The organism is Roseobacter phycocola (assembly GCF_042055075.2).
Lineage (GTDB): Bacteria > Pseudomonadota > Alphaproteobacteria > Rhodobacterales > Rhodobacteraceae > Roseobacter.
Map to the genome: position 1 here is coordinate 1,091,417 of NZ_CP194010.1, position 17,815 is coordinate 1,109,231.

At 60.6% G+C, this 17,815-nt stretch carries 17 protein-coding genes; 10 read left to right on the forward strand and 7 right to left on the reverse strand.

Annotated elements, in window-relative coordinates:
• Positions 1 to 17 precede the first annotated feature (17 nt).
• From AB4K19_RS05335 to cysE, 6 genes are all read left to right on the forward strand, one after another.
• Complete coding sequence (locus AB4K19_RS05335; RefSeq protein ID WP_375227424.1) at positions 18 to 650, forward strand: phage distal tail protein, Rcc01695 family; 633 nt, start codon at positions 18 to 20, stop codon at positions 648 to 650.
• Positions 650 to 1,537 carry a DUF2163 domain-containing protein gene (locus AB4K19_RS05340; RefSeq protein ID WP_436399282.1) on the forward strand — a complete coding sequence of 296 codons (888 nt, stop codon included), beginning with the start codon at positions 650 to 652 and terminating at the stop codon, positions 1,535 to 1,537. Before AB4K19_RS05335 ends, AB4K19_RS05340 begins: the two co-directional genes overlap by 1 nt.
• Positions 1,534 to 1,980, forward strand: a complete 447-nt coding sequence (locus AB4K19_RS05345) for a peptidase (protein ID WP_375227425.1) — start codon at positions 1,534 to 1,536, stop codon at positions 1,978 to 1,980. The genes AB4K19_RS05340 and AB4K19_RS05345 overlap by 4 nt, the downstream gene beginning before the upstream one ends.
• Positions 1,980 to 5,918 (forward strand): baseplate multidomain protein megatron, encoded by a 3,939-nt coding sequence (locus tag AB4K19_RS05350; protein WP_436399283.1) that lies wholly within the window; start codon positions 1,980 to 1,982, stop codon positions 5,916 to 5,918. The genes AB4K19_RS05345 and AB4K19_RS05350 overlap by 1 nt, the downstream gene beginning before the upstream one ends.
• The gene (locus AB4K19_RS05355; protein ID WP_375227426.1) at positions 5,918 to 6,208 is read left to right on the forward strand and encodes a DUF7742 family protein; all 291 of its coding nucleotides are present in this window, start codon (positions 5,918 to 5,920) and stop codon (positions 6,206 to 6,208) included. The genes AB4K19_RS05350 and AB4K19_RS05355 overlap by 1 nt, the downstream gene beginning before the upstream one ends.
• 106 nt (positions 6,209 to 6,314) lie before the next feature.
• Positions 6,315 to 7,127, forward strand: coding sequence for a serine O-acetyltransferase (gene cysE, locus AB4K19_RS05360; RefSeq protein WP_375227427.1), 813 nt, complete (start codon positions 6,315 to 6,317; stop codon positions 7,125 to 7,127).
• Positions 7,128 to 7,219: 92 nt separating this feature from the next.
• Here the strand turns inward: cysE and AB4K19_RS05365 are convergent, their stop codons facing one another.
• The 5 genes from AB4K19_RS05365 to AB4K19_RS05385 form a co-directional block, all read right to left on the reverse strand.
• The gene (locus AB4K19_RS05365; RefSeq protein ID WP_436399284.1) at positions 7,220 to 8,533 is read right to left on the reverse strand and encodes a pyruvate dehydrogenase complex dihydrolipoamide acetyltransferase; all 1,314 of its coding nucleotides are present in this window, start codon (positions 8,531 to 8,533) and stop codon (positions 7,220 to 7,222) included.
• A 12-nt stretch (positions 8,534 to 8,545) separates the two neighbouring features.
• On the reverse strand, positions 8,546 to 9,928 hold the full coding sequence (locus AB4K19_RS05370) for a pyruvate dehydrogenase complex E1 component subunit beta (RefSeq protein WP_375227428.1): 1,383 nt from the start codon (positions 9,926 to 9,928) through the stop codon (positions 8,546 to 8,548).
• Between the two features lie 3 nt (positions 9,929 to 9,931).
• Positions 9,932 to 10,942, reverse strand: coding sequence for a pyruvate dehydrogenase (acetyl-transferring) E1 component subunit alpha (pdhA, locus tag AB4K19_RS05375; protein ID WP_375227429.1), 1,011 nt, complete (start codon positions 10,940 to 10,942; stop codon positions 9,932 to 9,934).
• Positions 10,943 to 11,082: 140 nt separating this feature from the next.
• Positions 11,083 to 11,382 carry an FtsB family cell division protein gene (locus AB4K19_RS05380; RefSeq protein ID WP_375227430.1) on the reverse strand — a complete coding sequence of 100 codons (300 nt, stop codon included), beginning with the start codon at positions 11,380 to 11,382 and terminating at the stop codon, positions 11,083 to 11,085.
• Positions 11,383 to 11,501: 119 nt separating this feature from the next.
• A complete protein-coding gene (locus tag AB4K19_RS05385; protein WP_375227431.1) occupies positions 11,502 to 12,692 on the reverse strand; it encodes a phosphoglycerate kinase in 1,191 nt (396 codons plus the stop codon).
• Between the two features lie 126 nt (positions 12,693 to 12,818).
• On the opposite strand from AB4K19_RS05385, the gene AB4K19_RS05390 reads away from it, so the two are divergent.
• The 4 genes from AB4K19_RS05390 (at position 12,819) to AB4K19_RS05405 (ending at position 15,893) form a co-directional block, all read left to right on the forward strand.
• Complete coding sequence (locus tag AB4K19_RS05390; RefSeq protein WP_375227432.1) at positions 12,819 to 13,325, forward strand: peptidylprolyl isomerase; 507 nt, start codon at positions 12,819 to 12,821, stop codon at positions 13,323 to 13,325.
• The gene (locus tag AB4K19_RS05395; RefSeq protein WP_375227433.1) at positions 13,318 to 13,866 is read left to right on the forward strand and encodes a peptidylprolyl isomerase; all 549 of its coding nucleotides are present in this window, start codon (positions 13,318 to 13,320) and stop codon (positions 13,864 to 13,866) included. The genes AB4K19_RS05390 and AB4K19_RS05395 overlap by 8 nt, the downstream gene beginning before the upstream one ends.
• 111 nt (positions 13,867 to 13,977) lie before the next feature.
• Complete coding sequence (locus AB4K19_RS05400) at positions 13,978 to 14,841, forward strand: haloalkane dehalogenase (protein WP_375227434.1); 864 nt, start codon at positions 13,978 to 13,980, stop codon at positions 14,839 to 14,841.
• An 83-nt stretch (positions 14,842 to 14,924) separates the two neighbouring features.
• Positions 14,925 to 15,893: a DUF3179 domain-containing protein gene (locus AB4K19_RS05405; RefSeq protein ID WP_375227435.1), complete on the forward strand. Its 969-nt coding sequence runs from the start codon at positions 14,925 to 14,927 to the stop codon at positions 15,891 to 15,893.
• A 52-nt stretch (positions 15,894 to 15,945) separates the two neighbouring features.
• Here AB4K19_RS05405 and AB4K19_RS05410 read toward each other — a convergent pair whose 3' ends face one another.
• Both AB4K19_RS05410 and AB4K19_RS05415 read right to left on the reverse strand, forming a co-directional pair.
• Positions 15,946 to 16,443, reverse strand: coding sequence for a bactofilin family protein (locus AB4K19_RS05410; protein WP_375227436.1), 498 nt, complete (start codon positions 16,441 to 16,443; stop codon positions 15,946 to 15,948).
• Positions 16,433 to 17,764, reverse strand: a complete 1,332-nt coding sequence (locus AB4K19_RS05415) for a DUF5930 domain-containing protein (RefSeq protein WP_436399285.1) — start codon at positions 17,762 to 17,764, stop codon at positions 16,433 to 16,435. The genes AB4K19_RS05410 and AB4K19_RS05415 overlap by 11 nt, the downstream gene beginning before the upstream one ends.
• Positions 17,765 to 17,815: the final 51 nt, after the last annotated feature.

Consider the following 17,815-nt stretch of genomic DNA (forward strand, 5'->3'; position numbering starts at 1 on the left):
GTCAGGGGAGCAGACCCATGCAGTTTCACGAAGTCAGATTTCCGGTCACCCTGAGCTTTGGCTCGGTAGGTGGTCCGGAACGCCGTACCGATGTGGTGACGATCAGCAACGGATTTGAAGAGCGCAATGCGCCCTGGGCCCATTCCCGCAGGCGCTATGACGCTGGCGTCGGGATGCGTTCGCTTGATGATGTTGAGACGATGATCGCGTTTTTCGAGGCACGCTTCGGGCAACTTTACGCGTTCCGGTGGAAAGACTGGTCCGATTACCGGTCCCGCAAACCTTCGGAAGACATCACAGCCGCGGACCAGCAAATCGGAACCGGAGATGGTGCGGTCACGGCGTTTTCACTTACGAAAACGTATCAGTCCGGGGCGCACAGTTACGTGCGGCCGATCACCAAACCGGTCGCCGGGACAGTGCGTGTTGCGGTTGACGGTACAGAGTTGGCGGAAGGGTCAGAGTACACGGTTGATACCACGTCCGGTGTGATCACCTTTGTCGCTGCGCCGGCATCCGGTGCAACGGTCACCGCTGGTTTCGAGTTCGATGTGCCGGTGCGGTTTGACACGGACAGCATTCTGACCAGTGTCGCGAGCTTTCAGGCCGGCGAAGTCCCGAACGTGCCGATTGTCGAGGTACGGATCTGATGAGTGGCATGAACGCAGGGCTTAAGGCCCACCTTGAGAGCGGATTGACGACGATCGCCCACGCCTGGGCCATCACGCGAAAAGATGGCGTTGTTCTGGGCTTTACGGATCATGACCGGGAACTTTCCTTTGACGGGATCACGTTCCGCGCGGACACAGGCATGAGTGCTATGACACTGGCCCAGTCCACTGGTCTGTCAGTGGACAACACGGAAGCACTCGGCGCGCTGAGTGATCTGTCGATCCGCGAGGACGACATCGAGCAGGGCCGGTTTGATGATGCGACGGTCGAGGCATGGCTGGTCAACTGGCAGGACGTCTCGCAGCGCTGGATGCAGTTTCGCGGATCCATCGGAGAATTCCGCCGCGCTGATGGTGGTTTTCAGGCGGAACTGCGCGGATTGACAGAAACGCTGAACCGGCCCCTGGGTCGGGTGTATCAGAAGCCCTGCACGGCAGTTCTGGGCGACAGCGTCTGTGGTTTTGATCTGACAACGCCCGGTTTCTCGCTGGAAATCCCGGTGGAAGACGTAAGCAATGCGCGGCTTTTCCGGTGGGAGAACGTAGATGCGTTTGCAGAGGGCTGGTTCGCTCGTGGACGTCTTGAAGTGCTGGACGGACCGGCTGGCGGGCTGAAAGGTATTGTCAAACAGGACCGTACCGAAGGAACAACAAGGACAATTGAGCTTTGGGAGCCTTTGCGGGCCACGGTGAGCCCGGGCACGTTGGTCAGGCTGGTGGCAGGCTGCGACAAGCGCAGCGAAACCTGTCGGGCAAAGTTTCTGAACCTGATGAATTTTCAGGGTTTTCCGGATGTGCCCGGGGAAGACTGGATGCTTGCCGTTCCGAAATCCACCGGAGCGAATACCGGGGGGAGCCTGAGATGACGGACCGCGCCGAGCTTGTTCTGTCTGAGGCGCGTGCCTGGATCGGAACACCGTATGTCCATCAGTCTTCGGTCAGGGGAGCCGGGACGGACTGTCTGGGTCTGCTGAGAGGCGTCTGGCGGGCCTGTTATGGCGATGAGCCGGAAAGGGTGCCTGCCTATTCGCTGGACTGGTCCGAAGTCCGGCAGGATGAGCAGCTCTGGGCCGCCGCGCTGCGCCATCTGAGCCCGAAAGAGCTGAACGATGAAGCACCAGGCGATGTGCTGTTGTTCCGCATGCGCGCGGGCGCAGTGGCAAAACATCTCGGCATCGTCGGGCGCGTCGGGGCAGATGCCAGTTTCGTACACGCATACTCGCGATATGGCGTCATCGAAAGTCCGCTGAGCCGGCCCTGGCGCCGGCGCGTCGTGGCACGTTTCGCATTTCCACAGGAGGCCAGCTGATGGCGACGATTGTTCTTTCTGCTGCCGGTTCAGCGCTCGGCGCATCACTGGGTGGCACGGTTGCCGGTATTTCCACGGCCGTTATCGGTCGTGCCGTTGGCGCGACGCTCGGCAAGGTAATTGACCAGAAACTGATCGGAGAAGGATCGGATGCCATCGAGACCGGGCGTGTTGACCGGTTCCGTCTTTTCAGCGCCAGCGAAGGTGAACCTTTGTCGCAGGTCTACGGTCGCATGCGCCTTGGCGGGCAGGTCATCTGGGCCTCTGACTTCACGGAGGTCGTCAGCGTGTCGGGCGGCGGCGGCAAAGGTGTCAGTGCACCCCGGCAGCCACAGACCCGAAGCTATAGCTATACCGTCAATCTGGCCGTTGCGATCTGCGAGGGGGAAATAACCCGGGTTGGCAGGATCTGGGCAGATGGCGAGGAAATTGCGCCCGACGATCTGAACCTGCGCATCTACAAAGGCAGCGGCGATCAGCTGCCTGACCCGGTGATGGAGGCCATCGAAGGCACAGGTATGGTGCCCGCTTATCGCGGAACCGCCTACGTCGTCTTTGAAAACCTCAGTCTTGAACCCTTCGGAAACCGTGTGCCACAGTTTTCCTTCGAGGTGTCCCGCCCGGAACAGATAAACGAAGCCGATGCTGCTTTTGCGCCAACGTATGGCATCCGGTCCGTTGCGCTGATGCCTGGAACCGGCGAGTATGCTCTGGCAACGACGCCGGTCTATTACTCGGACGGCCCGGGCAGTCGCTGGACCGCGAACGTGAACACCCCCACCGAAAAGGCCGATTTCCGGGTGTCCCTGGAAGCGCTGGAAGAGGAGCTGCCGAACTGTCAGGCGGCCTCGCTGATCGTTTCGTGGTTCGGAAATGACCTGCGCTGTGGCAGTTGTGCCGTCAGGCCCAAGGTTGAGAAAAAAGACTACGACGGCGAGAACATGCCCTGGCGTGTCGCGGGTCTGAACCGCGGCACAGCGGAGTCTATGGTTCTGGATGAGAACGGACGGCCTGTTTATGGTGGTACACCGGCGGACCAGTCGGTGATCCAGGCCATTCAGGCCATGAACGCGGCAGGTAAAAAGGTGATGTTCTATCCGTTTATCCTGATGGATCAGCTGGAGGGTAACACACTGCCGAACCCCTATGACCCGGACGGCTTTCAGCCGCGTCTGCCATGGCGCGGACGGATAACGTTGTCTGTTGCGCCGGGGGTGGATGGCTCGCCGGATGGCACCGCCGCGGCAGAGACAGAAGTTGATGCTTTTTTCGGAAACGTCACGGCGTCAGATTTCTCTGTTTCCGGTGGCGCGGTTTCTTACAGCGGACCGGATGAATGGACGTTGTCGCGGTTTGTTCTGCACTACGCGGCGCTCTGCAAAGCCGCTGGCGGCGTAGAGGCTTTTTGTATCAGTTCAGAAATGCGCGGCCTGACGTGGATCCGGGGCGCTGGCAACACTTTTGTTGCAGTAGAGCGCCTGCGCCAGCTCGCCGCCGAAGTGCGCGCGATTGTGGGGCCGGACACCAAAATCAGCTATGCATCTGACTGGTCTGAGTATTTCGGCTACCAGCCGCAGGATGGCAGCAATGACCGCTATTTCCATCTTGACCCGCTTTGGGCAGACCCGGAGATCGATTTTATCGGGATCGACAACTACATGCCGTTGTCAGACTGGCGGGACGGAGACACGCATCTCGATGTCAGTGCCGGGTCAGTTTACGACCTCGACTATCTGCGCAGCAATATTGCGGGCGGCGAGGGCTACGACTGGTTTTACGCCTCGGATGAAGACCGTGCGGCACAGATACGTTCACCAATTGAAGACGGTGCGCACAGCGAACCCTGGGTTTTCCGCTACAAGGACCTGCGCAACTGGTGGTCCAACGAGCATTATGAACGCATTGGGGGTGTCCGGGCGGCTGCGCCCACGGACTGGGTGCCCGGCTCGAAGCCTTTCTGGTTTACCGAATACGGCTGCGCCTCCATCGACAAGGGAACGAACCAGCCGAACAAGTTTCTGGACCCCAAATCATCCGAAAGCAGTATTCCGCATTTTTCGACAGGAGCGCGGGACGATCTGATGCAGATGCAGTATCTGCGGGCGATGGTGTCCTATTGGGACAATCCGGCAAACAATCCCGATGCATCGCTTTATGCGGGTAGCATGGTGGACATGGACCGGGCGTTCGTCTGGGCATGGGATGCGAGACCTTATCCTTATTTCCCAAACAACGCGGATCAATGGAGCGATGCGGCGAATTACGCGCGCGGCCACTGGGTCAACGGGCGGACATCAGCACGGTCGTTGTCTTCTGTCGTTGAAGAGGTGTGCACGCGCGCCGGGCTCGTCAATTTTGACACCAGCGGCCTCTACGGAACTGTGCGCGGGTATATGGTCAGCGAAGTCGGTGATGCCCGGAAGACGCTGCAACCACTGATGCTGCGCTATGCTTTTGATGCGGTGGAACGAGACGGGCAGCTTGTGTTCCGTATGCGCAATGGTCTGAACCCACTGACACTGGACCGGGAGCAGGTAGCGCTGAGCACGGAACTGGATGGTGCAATCGAACAGACACGTTCGCCCGAAGCAGAGATGGCAGGACGGGTTCGTCTGCGGTTTGTGCAGGCGGACGCTGGGTTCGAGGTTCTGTCTGAAGAGGCGGTCCTTGAGGATGAGAAAGCGCATACTGTTTCCACATCGGAAATACCTATTGCACTGACAAGGACAGAAGGCCGCCAGACCGCGGAACGCTGGCTGACAGAAGCGCGGGTTGCCCGTGAGGCCGTTCGCTTTGCGTTGCCTCCTTCCTGTCTGAGTATGGGAGCGGGAGATGTTGTGTCACTGAGTGGCAGTCCGGGTGACAGCCAGGCGCTGTACCGCATCGACCGTGTTGAGCAGGGCGCATTGCAGATTGTCGAGGCGGTCCGGATTGAGCCGGATGTCTACCAGCCGGCGGAACTGTCTGACGAAGTGGCAAGGCCGCGCTCCTTTGTGCCACCGGTGCCCGTCCTGCCGCTTTTTCTGGACCTGCCATTGATGACGGGCGATGAGGTGCCGCATGCGCCGCATATTGCTGTGACAGCTCAGCCATGGCCCGGCACGGTTTCCGTCTACAGATCCCCAGGGGACAGCGATTTCAGGTTGACGGATGTCGTCTCGGCCCGGTCTGTCATCGGGGTGACCGAAACGCAATTGCAGAAGGCACGGCCGGGGCGGTTTGACGACGGGTCACCACTGCGTGTCAGGCTGACCAGCGGCGCGCTCAGTTCTGTTCAGGAAAACGCTTTGCTGAGCGGGGCGAACCTTGCCGCGATCGGCGACGGTACGCCCGGCAACTGGGAGATTTTCCAGTTTGCTGAGGCGCGTCTGGTCGATCAGAGCACATGGGAACTGACACGGCGGCTGAGGGGGCAGCTCGGCAGCGACGGCGTGATGCCCGATGTCTGGCCGGAACAGTCATGGTTTGTGCTGTTGAACGGCATACCGAACCAGCTTGATCTGAGCCGTAACCTTCGGCGCGTGTCGCAGACCTATCGCATTGGTGCAGCGAGGCGACCGGTGGATGATCCGTCCTATGTCGAGGATATCGTTGCTTTCGACGGCAACGGCCTGCGGCCTTATTCTCCTGTACATCTGACGGTTCAGGATCAGGCAGGTGGTGCGGCATTCTTTGAATGGATCCGGCGGACCCGTCTGGACGGAGACAGCTGGGACATTCCGGAGGTCCCGCTGGCCGAAGAGACCGAAAGTTATGCTGTCCGGGTCCTGAAAGATGGTGCACTGCGCCGGGAAGTGACTGTTGATCAGCCTGCCTGGACCTACAGCCTTGCCGAGCAGAATGAAGACAACGTGGCGGGGACCTATACCGTCGAAGTTGCGCAGATATCAGCGGCATATGGACCGGGTCCGTCTGCATCGCTGGAGGTGCAGGCGTAATGCGGGCATTCGTTCTTTCCGATCTGGTGAGCACCGCGCGCGTTTTGCGAGCGGTGCCGCCGGATGACCGGGCTGACCTGCTCGGTCGCCTGGTGACGCAGGCGCACTACGCCGACGTGTTTTTCAAAAAACTCGGGTATGCACATCCCCGATGGGGCAATGGTGCGCTGGGCAGCGCGGCAAGGCTGCATCCCGCCCGCGACCCCGGCGACCTGACGGATCCGGAGTTCTGCGAATGTCTGATGATTGTACTGGACGGGATTCGTCGGTTCCGGAACCGCCCGTCCTGAGCGGTCCTACGGGCATGCATTCCGGCCCGGAATGGGATCCATCACGGCTTTGCGTTTGGATTTTCCGGGGCGAGGGGTTAAATGTTCCTCTGAAAGGAACTTCGCCATGGCTGAACTCAATACAAACATTGCTGCTGTAGACCCTGCATGGGATCAGATCTGTGCCGAGGCGCGTCAGGCTGCGCTGGACGAGCCGCTGATGGGCGGTTTCCTGCACGCCTGTATCCTGCATCACAGAAGCATTGAGAAGGCGCTGTCTTACAGGATTGCCGCCAAACTGGCATCCAATGAGATGTCGATGGTTGTGGTCCGCGAGATGGTCGAGGAAGCCTATGCGTCCGACCCTGAACTGGTCCGGGCGGCGCGTGCCGATCTTGTGGCGATCTATGAACGTGATCCTGCCTGCCACCGGTTGTTGCAGCCGATCCTTTATTTCAAAGGATATCAGGCGATGCAGGCGTACCGGGTGGGCCATCACCTGTGGGAACAGGGCAAACGTGATCTTGCCTATTTCGTGCAGATGCGGGTTTCGGAGATTTTCGGCGTGGATATCCATCCGGCGGCGCGGATCGGGCGCGGCATCATGATCGACCATGCCCATTCCATCGTGATCGGCGAAACGGCAGTGGTGGGTGACAATGTCTCCATGCTGCATTCGGTTACGCTGGGCGGGACAGGCAAGGAAGAAGAAGACCGGCATCCTAAAATCGGTGACGGTGTTCTGATCGGTGCCGGCGCGAAAGTGCTGGGCAATATCAAGGTGGGCAATTGCAGCCGCATTGCCGCAGGTTCGGTGGTGCTGGAAGAAGTGCCGCCTTGCAAGACAGTCGCAGGCATTCCGGCGCGTATTGTGGGCGAGGCGGGCTGTGATCAGCCATCAGTATCGATGAACCACATGCTGGGGCCGGACGCTGTCTGACCTTCACTGCCGCTGAAAAAGAAAACCCCGGAGGCCATGCGGTCTCCGGGGTTTTTTGTGTTCTGACCTGTGGTGCAGGTCCCGATGGCGCGTCAGGCGAGCATGGTCATCGGATTTTCGAGGTTGTCCTTGATCGCGGTGAGGAGCTGTGCCCCCAGGGCGCCGTCAATCACGCGGTGGTCCACGGAGAGAGTGACGGACATAACCGTAGCCACGGCGAGTTCACCGTCTTTGCCCACAACCGGTTTTTTCACACCGGCGCCCACGGCAAGTATCGCACCGTGCGGTGGGTTGATGACCGCGTCGAAGTTGTCGATGCCGAACATGCCCAGGTTTGAGATTGCAAAGCTGCCGCCCTGATATTCATGCGGCGCGAGTTTGCGGTCGCGTGCCCGGCCTGCAAGGTCCTTCATTTCTGCGGACAGCGCGGACAGGGATTTCATTTCCGCATCCTTGAGCACCGGGGTGAAAAGCCCGCCTTCAATCGCGACGGCAACAGCCACGTCAGAGGGTCTGAGTTTCAGCATCCGGTCGCCGGCCCAGACGGCGTTGGCGTCGGGTACGGTCTGCAGTGCCAGTGCGCAGGCCTTGATGATGAAGTCATTGACCGAGAGTTTTACACCACGCGCTTCGAGCTGTTTGTTCAGCTGACCGCGGAATGCCAGCAGCGCATCCAGTTCGATGTCCCGGCGCAGGTAGAAATGCGGGATCGACTGTTTGGCTTCCGTCAGGCGGGCGGCGATGGTTTTGCGCATGCCGTTGAGGCTGATTTCCTCGTATTCGCGACCGTCATACATTGCCATGACTGCGTCGGCGGCGGGACCTGCCGCCGGAGCCGCTGCAGGGGCAGCAGAGGCGGCTGCCGGAGCCGCGGCGGGCTGCGGTGCCGTGGATGCGCTGAGACCTTCGACATCTGCCTTGACGATGCGGCCGTGCGGGCCGGAACCCTTGACCGTCGCCAGATCGACGCCCTTGTCTGCGGCGATGCGGCGCGCCAGGGGGGATGCGAAGATACGTGACCCGTCTGCACCCGTCGTTGCGGCCGGGGCAGGGGCGGCCTTCTCGGGGCTCACTGCCGGAGCCGCCTCGGCGGCCGCGTCAGCCGCTGGTGCGGCTTCCGGGGCTGCAGCAGGAGCGGTGGCACTGATGTCATCCGCGCTTTCACCGTCTTCCAGCAGGATCGCGATGGCGGTGTTCACTTTCACGCCTTCAGTGCCTTCAGCAATCAGGATCTTACCGATCGTGCCTTCGTCAACGGCCTCGAACTCCATCGTGGCTTTGTCGGTTTCGATCTCGGCCATGATGTCACCGGAGGAGACAGTATCGCCCTCTTTGACGTGCCATTTGGCGAGCGTGCCTTCTTCCATGGTCGGGCTCAGGGCGGGCATGAGAATTTCGGTAGGCATAATGCGCGCTCCTTATTTGTAGGTGACTTGTTTCACAGCGGCGATGACTTCTTCCGTGGTCACCAGCGCATGTTTTTCAAGGTTGGCGGCATAGGGCATGGGCACGTCCTTGCCGGTGCAGTTGATCACAGGCGCATCGAGATAGTCGAAAGCTTCCTGCATGATCACCGAGCTGATGTAATTACCAACTGAACCCTGCGGCCAGCCTTCCTCGACTGTGACGCAACGATTTGTTTTCATGACAGATTTCAGGATACTGGCGGTGTCCATCGGGCGCAGTGTGCGCAGGTCGAGGACCTCGGCTGAAATGCCGTCCTCTGCCAGTTTGTCCGCGGCTTCGAGCGCGTACTGCATGCCGATGCCGAAGCTGACGATGGTCACGTCAGAACCCTCGCGCCAGATGCGCGCTTTGCCGAAGGGCACCGTGTAGTCGTCGATCTCGGGCACGTCGAAGGTGCGGCCATAGAGAATTTCGTTTTCAAGGAAAATGACCGGGTTGGGGTCGCGGATCGCGGTTTTCATCAGGCCTTTGTAGTCGGATGCCGAGTAGGGCATGACGACCTTCAGGCCGGGGATCTGCATGTACCAGGCGGCGTAGTCCTGGCTATGCTGAGCGCCAACGCGGGCCGCAGCACCGTTCGGTCCGCGGAACACCATGGGTGCGCCCATCTGGCCGCCGGACATATAAAGCGTTTTGGCCGCCGAGTTGATGATGTGGTCAATCGCCTGCATGGCGAAGTTGAAGGTCATGAACTCGACAATCGGGCGCAGGCCACCAAAGGCTGCCCCTGTGGCGATGCCGGCAAAACCATGTTCGGTGATGGGCGTGTCGATCACCCGTTTTGCACCGAACTCGTCCAGCATGCCCTGGCTGATTTTGTACGCGCCCTGATATTCGGCGACTTCTTCCCCCATCAGGAAGACAGTGTCATCCAGACGCATTTCTTCGGACATGCCGTCACGCAGTGCTTCGCGCACGGTCTGCTGTTTCAGTGTGGTGCCTTCGGGCCAGTCCGGTGTCGTGTCCGTCCGGGGCGCGGCAGGGGCGGTCGCCTCGGCGGCCACTGGCGCGGACGCCTCAGCGACCGCGTCGGCAGCGGGGGCTGCCTCCGGGGCCGGTGCCGAAACACTGTCCGCAGCGGAAGCGTCCTCGCCTTCTTCGAGCAGAACAGCGATGGCCGTGTTCACCTTCACGCCTTCAGTGCCTTCGGCGACGAGAATTTTGCCGATGACGCCCTCGTCGACGGCCTCGAATTCCATCGTGGCCTTGTCTGTTTCAATCTCGGCCATGATGTCACCGGAAGAGACGGTATCGCCTTCCTTGACAAGCCATTTGGCAAGCGTGCCCTCTTCCATCGTCGGGCTGAGCGCGGGCATAAGAATTTCTGTTGCCATGGTTCAGGCCTCCTGCGGTACTTCTGTGGCGTAGATATCGGTCCAGAGCTCTTCGAGCGCGGGCTCCGGTGAGGTTTTGGCGAACTCGGCGCTTTCGTTCACGACCGCCTTAATCTCTTTGTCGATCGCTTTGAGATCGTCCTCGGTTGCGTGTTTGCCGGTCAGCAGCAGCGAGCGCACCGCTTCGATCGGATCGCGTTCATCGCGCATTTTCTGCACTTCCTCGCGGGTCCGGTACTTGGCCGGGTCGGACATGGAGTGACCACGGTAGCGGTATGTTTTGATCTCCAGGATGTAGGGGCCTTCACCGGAGCGGCAGTGTGCGACAGCCTTTTCGCCGGCGGCTTTGACGGCCAGGACATCCATGCCATCGACGGCCTCGCCCGGAATGCCAAACGACTTCCCGCGCTCGTAGATTTCCGCAGAAGAAGTCGAGCGCTGCTGGGACGTGCCCATGGCATACTGGTTATTTTCAATCACGAAGACACAGGGCAGTTTCCACAGAGCGGCCATGTTGAAGGCCTCGTAGACCTGGCCCTGGTTGGCGGCACCGTCCCCGAAATAGGTAAAGGTGACGCGACCGTTTTCCTGGTATTTGTCGGCAAAGGCCAGACCCGCGCCAAGCGGTACCTGTGCTGCGACGATGCCGTGGCCGCCGTAGAAATGCTTCTCTTTCGAGAACATGTGCATGGAGCCACCTTTACCTTTGGAATACCCACCCTCGCGGCCCGTCAGCTCGGCCATCACACCGTTGGGGTCCATCCCGCAGGCCAGCATGTGGCCGTGATCGCGGTAGGAGGTAATGCGCTTGTCGCCTTCCTCGGCTGCGGCCTCAAGACCCACAACAACGGCTTCCTGCCCGATATAGAGGTGGCAGAAACCGCCGATCAGACCCATGCCGTAAAGCTGGCCGGCTTTTTCCTCGAACCGCCGTATCAGCAGCATGTCCTTGTAGTAGGCTTTCAGCTCTTCCGCTGACACATTGGGCTTCTTGGCCGCTTTGCGGGTTGCCATATGGCGGTCCTCCGTCTTCTGTTCCGGGGCTTCCGGAGAGATAGTTTAGCGTTAAACTATCTATTATCGGATTCGGAGAGGATTTGCGAGTGTCATTCTGACGCGGCGTCAGAACGGGCCGGAAATCACCGGAGAAGGCGTTATCTGATGACGATTTCGTCCGCGCGGATACGGCCCAGAACACGCCGCGCCTGTTCATCAAGCAGGTCAAGATCGAGGTAATCATCCGACAGGCGCAGGGTCAGATTTTCCATACGGGAAACTTCAGCTTCAAGATCAGCCAGCTGCGTTCTCAGCACCTGTGCGTCCGCATTGATCTCTGCCCGGCGGAACAACCCGAAGTCACCCTGCACGGCAGCAAAGGTGAAATAGGTCGCAAGCCCGAGGGCCAGCGTGAAGAACACAAAGGTTCCGAATGCGGGGCGGTTCTGCCTGTTCATCTGCGCGTTGCCTGTGTCACTGCCTCTTTGCGGGCATGCGCAGACTATGCCACAGATGCGGACTCCTGTGAATCCCCCAAAGGCCTAAAACCGCAGAAAAACCGCGGTTTCAGAGCGGTTCAGGCGGTTTCAAGTGCCGCGACGCCGGGCAGTGTCTTGCCTTCCATCCATTCCAGGAACGCGCCGCCAGCGGTGGAGATATAAGTGAAATCTCCGGCCGCCCCTGCCTGATTGAGTGCAGCGACCGTGTCCCCGCCGCCGGCCACCGAGATCAGTGACCCGGCGCGGGTCTGGCGGGCCGCGTCGGCGGCTGCTGCGTTGGTGGCCATGTCAAAGGGCGGAATTTCAAAGGCACCCATCGGCCCGTTCCAGATCAGTGTTTTCAGGTCAGCGAAGGCCCCGGAAACGGCGCGTACGCTGTCCGGTCCTGCATCCAGAACCATCTGATCGGCCTCAAGAACTGTGTCGGGTCCAAGAGCAATCACCTCGTGATCCGCGCCTGTTTTAAACTCGCGCGCGACCAGCCCGTCTGTCGGCAGCAAAACGCGGCACCCGCTGTCGGAGGCCTGCGCCATGATCGTGTTTGCCGTGTCAATGAAGTCCGGCTCCTGGAGGGAGGCGCCGAGCTGTGCGCCCTGTGCGGCGAGGAAGGTGTTGGCCATACCGCCGCCGATCACGAGCAGATCGAGGCGGCCAACCAGGTTTTCAAGCAGCGCGATTTTGGTCGACACCTTCGCACCGCCGACCACGGCACCAACGGGGCGCTCGGGAGTAGAAAGTGCCGCTTCCAGCGCAGAGAGTTCTGCCTGCATCAGCCGTCCGGCGCAGGAGGGCAGCAGATGGGCCACACCCGTGGTGGAAGCATGCGCCCGGTGGGCGGCGGAAAAGGCATCATTGCAGAATACATCGCCCAGCGTCGCGAGGAACTGTGCCATGCCGGGGTCATTTGCCTCTTCGCCTGGCGCAAAGCGGGTGTTCTCTACAAGCACCACCGATCCGGTGGGCAGAGCGGCCAGCGCGTCAGGATCCGGACGTTCCACAAAGGTGACCTGCTGGCCCAGAGCAGCCTCCAGCGCGGGCAGCGTGACACGCAGCGACATCTCCGGCACGTACTGTCCCTTCGGGCGTCCGAAGTGGGCCAGCAGAATGGGCAGTCCGCCTGCGGCAAGGATGTCTTTGATGGTCGGGACAATCCGGTCAATCCGGGTGGTGTCGGTGACGCGGCCGTCTTCTACGGGTACGTTGATATCGACGCGTACCAGAACCCGTTTTCCGCTCAGATCCATGTCATCCAGCGTTTTCCAGCCCATCAGACCACTCCTTTTCTGTGATGCGTCCTGTTTTGCGCTTATCACAGGCGAGGTCAATGGACCTGCTTGGCAATCGGGGCGCCAAAGCTTAGGTAGATGCCCAAGTATTCAGACAAGGAGCGCCTTATGGCCGAGATCAAAGACCCCGAAAACACAATCCTGATGGAACTGAAGGGCGGTACCGTGACCATTCAGCTGCTGCCGGATGTGGCCCCCAAACATGTGGAGCGGATGAAGGAGCTTGCACGGTCGGGCCAGTACGACAACGTCGCGTTCCACCGGGTGATCGAAGGGTTCATGGCGCAGACAGGCGATGTTCAGCACGGCGATATGGAAGACGGTTTCAACCTGCGTATGGCAGGTACCGGCGGATCGGATCTGCCGAATGTGCCGGCTGAGTTCTCCAAGATCCCGCATGCCCGCGGCTCGCTGGGGGCCGCACGGTCCGCGAACCCGGACAGTGCCAACAGCCAGTTCTTTATCAACTTCAAGGACAACGATTTCCTGAACGGTCAGTACACCGTCTACGGCCAGGTCATAGAAGGCATGGAGCATGTGGACGCCATCACCCGCGGCGAGCCGCCAGCGGAACCCGACCGGATGATTTCGGTGAAGGTAGCAGCAGATGCGTAAGGCCGCAGCCGCTGCTCTTCTGCTGGCTGCAGGACCTGCGCTGGCAGACGGGATCGAAATCACTGTGGCCGGTGAGGCCAACGGTGTGATTGTCATCGACCTTTTTGAGGATGTGGCACCTAACCACGTGGAGCGGATCACCACGCTCGCAGCCGGTGGTTCCTATGACGGGATCGTCTTTCACCGGGTGATTGACGGGTTCATGGCACAAACCGGCGATGTCCAGCACGGCAGACTGGGCGGCGACATGCGCCGCGCGGGCACCGGGGCGTCTGATATGCCCAACCTGGACGCTGAGTTTTCCGATGTGCCCTATGATCGCGGTATCGTTGGCATGGCGCGGGCCCAGAACCCCAACAGTGCGAACAGCCAGTTTTTTATCATGTTCAACGAGGGCTATTTCCTGAACGGCCAGTACACGGTCGTGGGTCAGGTGACAGAGGGTCTCAATGTGCTGGATGCCATCAAACGTGGTGACGGCCCGAACGGTGCGATCATCGGTCAGCCCGATGTGATGCAGACGGTTGTTGTAACCGAATAACCGCGCGTTCATCGCGGTTTTCTGACGGCAGACTCCGGCGGGGCCTGCCGTTTTTTGTTGCCCGGTCCCTGCATCGTGGTGTTGCATGCGCACAGCGGGCGGGAGGTGCACATGCAGAAGAATTTCGTGAACGTCATGGGTCAGGACATGGCCTGGACCGGGATGGGCGAGGGGCGGCCCATCGTGTTTCTGCACGGTAATCCGACGTCGTCGTACCTGTGGCGGGATGTGATGCCCGGAGTTGCGCATCTGGGGCGGTGCATCGCGCCGGACCTCATTGGTATGGGCGACAGTGCTAAACTGCCGGGCGCCGACGCGGGCACCTATACCTTTGACCTGCACAGCCGGTATCTGGCGGGTTTCATGCAGGCGATGGGGCTCGAAGAGGACGTGCTGATGGTGGTCCATGACTGGGGATCTGCTCTGGGATTTGACTGGGCCTTTCACAACCAGAGGGCCGTGCGCGGCATCGCCTATATGGAAGGGATCGTAATGCCGTTGCCGGGCTGGGGCGATTTTTCAGAAGCCGCAACGCCGGTTTTTCAGGCCCTGCGCTCAGAGGCGGGCGAGGAGATGATCCTAGACAGGAACGTCTTTATCGAACGCATTCTGCCGGGATCGGTGTTGCGTGATCTGACAGAGGCAGAAATGACCGAATACCGGCGACCGTTTCTGCAGCGCGAAGACCGTTACCCGACCCTGACCTGGCCGCGCCAGATTCCCATCGGTGGGGAGCCTGCGGAAGTTGTGGCGCGCATAGGTGCCTATGCATCCTGGCTCAAACGCAGCGATCTGCCAAAGCTGTTCATTGATGCCGATCCCGGTGCGATCCTGATCGGGCAGCAGCGCGAGTTCTGCCGCGCCTGGCCAAATCAGCGGGAGGTTCAGGTCGCCGGCAGTCATTTCATCCAGGAAGACAGCGGCGCTGAAATCGGGCAGGCGATTGCTCACTGGATCACTCAGGAAGGTCTCTGATCCCACTGACATATGGTCACATCTGCGTGCGTGGCTGTGCCGTATGGGCCAGCCTGTGGCATGATCCTGCGCGGGGGTGAGCGATGATACGTTTGTTTGCAGCAGCTGGATTCTGTGCGGTGATTGGGGTCGCAGCAGAGGCCGATCCGGGACGGTGGAAATCCGAATGGCCCCGGACTGAGTTCGGTGTGACCCTGATTGACGACTGGTCAGAGATCCGGTCCGGCGGCCCGCCCAAAGATGGCATTCCCGCACTGGACAACCCGGATTTCCGCCCGGTTGCGGAGGTGGCGGACATACCCGACCGGGAACCGGTGATCACCGTCCTGCTGGACGGTCAGGCTGCGCGGGCTTACCCGCTGCGGTACCTGACCTGGCATGAGATCGTGAACGACAGGATTGGCGGTGTTCCCGTCGCGGTGACTTTTTGCCCGCTGTGCAATTCCGGCCTGACCTTTGACCGGCGCGTCGGAGAAGACTTGCTCAGCTTCGGCGTGTCGGGAAAACTGCGGGCGTCCGATATGGTGATGTATGACCGCGAAACGGAGAGCTGGTGGCAGCAGGCGACAGGGCAGGGCATTGTGGGGTTGATGGCGGGTCAGGAACTGCGCCAGCTTCCCACCTGGATGGAGGACTTCGGGAGCTTTCGCGCGGCGCATCCGAGCGGTCTGGTAATGGCCGAACCCGGGTTCAACCGCGATTATGGGCGCAACCCGTATCGCGGCTATGACAGTCTGAAGCAGCCGTTCCTTTACTCCGGGGAAAATCCGCCGCACGGGATTGATCCGCTGGCCCGGGTGGTGCGCGTCGGCGGGCGCGCCTGGCCGATGACCCGCATTGCGGCGGAAGGTGAGGTGACAGAGGCCGGTGTGACCATCAGCTGGCGGGCGGGTCAGGCCTCGGCACTGGACACAGAAGAGATTGCGCTGGGACGCGATGTGGGCTCAATCCGCGTGCGGGACAGCGCAGGTCAGGATGTGCCGCATGACGTGATGTTCGCCTTTGCTTTCCATGCCTTCTGGCCCGCGGGCGACTGGATGCTGGCACCATGAAAAAAGGCGCTGCAACGGATGCAGCGCCTTGTGTTGTTCGCTTGCAGGCCGGTCAGGATGCCGGGTTCGGCTTGGCCGCCGGTGCGGTTTTTGCGCCGGGGTTCAGCGGATCGTCCTGACGCTGCACAGAGCCTTCGAAATGCGCGCCGCTTTCGATCGCGATTGTCTTGTGAATGATGTCACCCTCAACACGTGCGGTTGATGTCAGACGGACCTTGAGGCCACGCACGCGGCCGACGATACGGCCGTTGATCACCACATCGTCAGCGACAACCTCGCCCTTGATGGTGGCACTTTCGCCGATGGTCAGAAGATGGGCGCGGATATCGCCTTCTACGGTGCCCTCGACCTGAATGTCACCACTGGTTTTCATGTTGCCGGTCACGTGCAGATCAGATGACAGCACCGAGGCAGGGGGCTTGGGCTTGGGCGCCGAAGCCTTGTATTCCGTTGGTTTGGGCGTCGCAGGCGCAGAGGAAGCCGCTGGTGCCGGCGTGTCAGTCTCGCCCTGCTTGGGGCCTGGTTCGTTGATTTTGCTCTTAGAAAACATCTCTTGCAGCCTTGATATAGGTCATTGGGTTTACAGATTTACCGCCGACGCGGACTTCGTAGTGAAGATGCACGCCGGTCACCCGTCCGGATGCTCCCATATCACCAATATGGTCCCCGCGCGAGACCTTTTGCCCAACTTTAACGCGTATTTTTGACAGATGCGCGTAACGTGTCTCGATCCCGAAGGCGTGGCGGATTTTCACCAGCCGACCATAACCTGATGACCAGCCCGCTTCTGTTACGACACCGTCCGCAGTTGCGTGCAGATCTGTGCCAAGCGGGGCCGCGAAATCCACGCCCTTGTGCATCCGGCGGCCGCCTGTTTTGGGGTCACGCCGGAAGCCATACCCGCTGGTAAACCGGAACGCCTGTTTGACGGGCATCGCAAACGGAATCTTCTCAGCGGCGATGCGGTACATGTTCAGCTGATCCATCTGACCGAGCAGGCGGTTGGCGCGGATCATGTCGGCGGTCGGCTCGGAGCCGCTGGAGGAAAAGGAGAGGGGGGTCAGCGGGCCGCCCTCGCCGGAATACCCGCGGCGGACTTCGTTCATAATGCGGTCTGTCGGCAGACCAGCCTGACGGAACATCTTGTCGAGCGGTTCCACCGAAATGGTCATGGCTTCTTCGAGCTGGCGGAAGATCTGGTCATTGTCTTCCTTCATGAGCGCGATCTCCAGCGCCAGTTCATCGGCGTGGCGCAGCGCATCCTGTGCATCGGCCACAACCTGATCGCGTTCTTCAGCGGTCCGTGCCAGGGCGTCGGCCAGGAAATCAACCGGTGCGCCGCCAACGGCAGCGGCCAGTGCAGTGGGCTGGTTCTCACTGTCGGCTTCGTCGCGCAGAGCGGCGACTTCACGGCGCGCTGTTTCGCGCTCGCGCATGGTTTCCCGCAGGGTCGTCTGGATCACGTCGATCCCGGTTTCCAGCTCGTGGCGGCGTGTTTCTGAGGCCAGCAGTTCAGACTGCATCACCGAAATCTGCGCCAGTGCTGCGTTGAAGCGTTCCTGTGCGGCCAGCGCTTCGGCGGCGCGGCTGTCACGCTGCGCGGACAGATCATTGAGCCTTGCAAGGTAAGTCGTCTGGTCCCGTTTCGCCTGTTCGCGAAAATTGCCGGACTCGATGCTGTCCATCAGGATAATAGCTGTCGCGACGATGGCCCATGCAACCAGCGCGGCACCGCCCGCAAAGGCGATCAGCTGTGTGCCGGGGCGCAGGCGGATAAAACGGGTATCGGCGTCGGATTTCAGAAAGACCCTGCGTTCAGGAAAAATCCGTTCCAGCAGAGCGTGAGTTCTGATAGCCAGCCGTGTGCGCACAAGGAAATCCTTATTCCGTTTCTGCTCCGGACGGGCCTTCTGCGGGCCGGT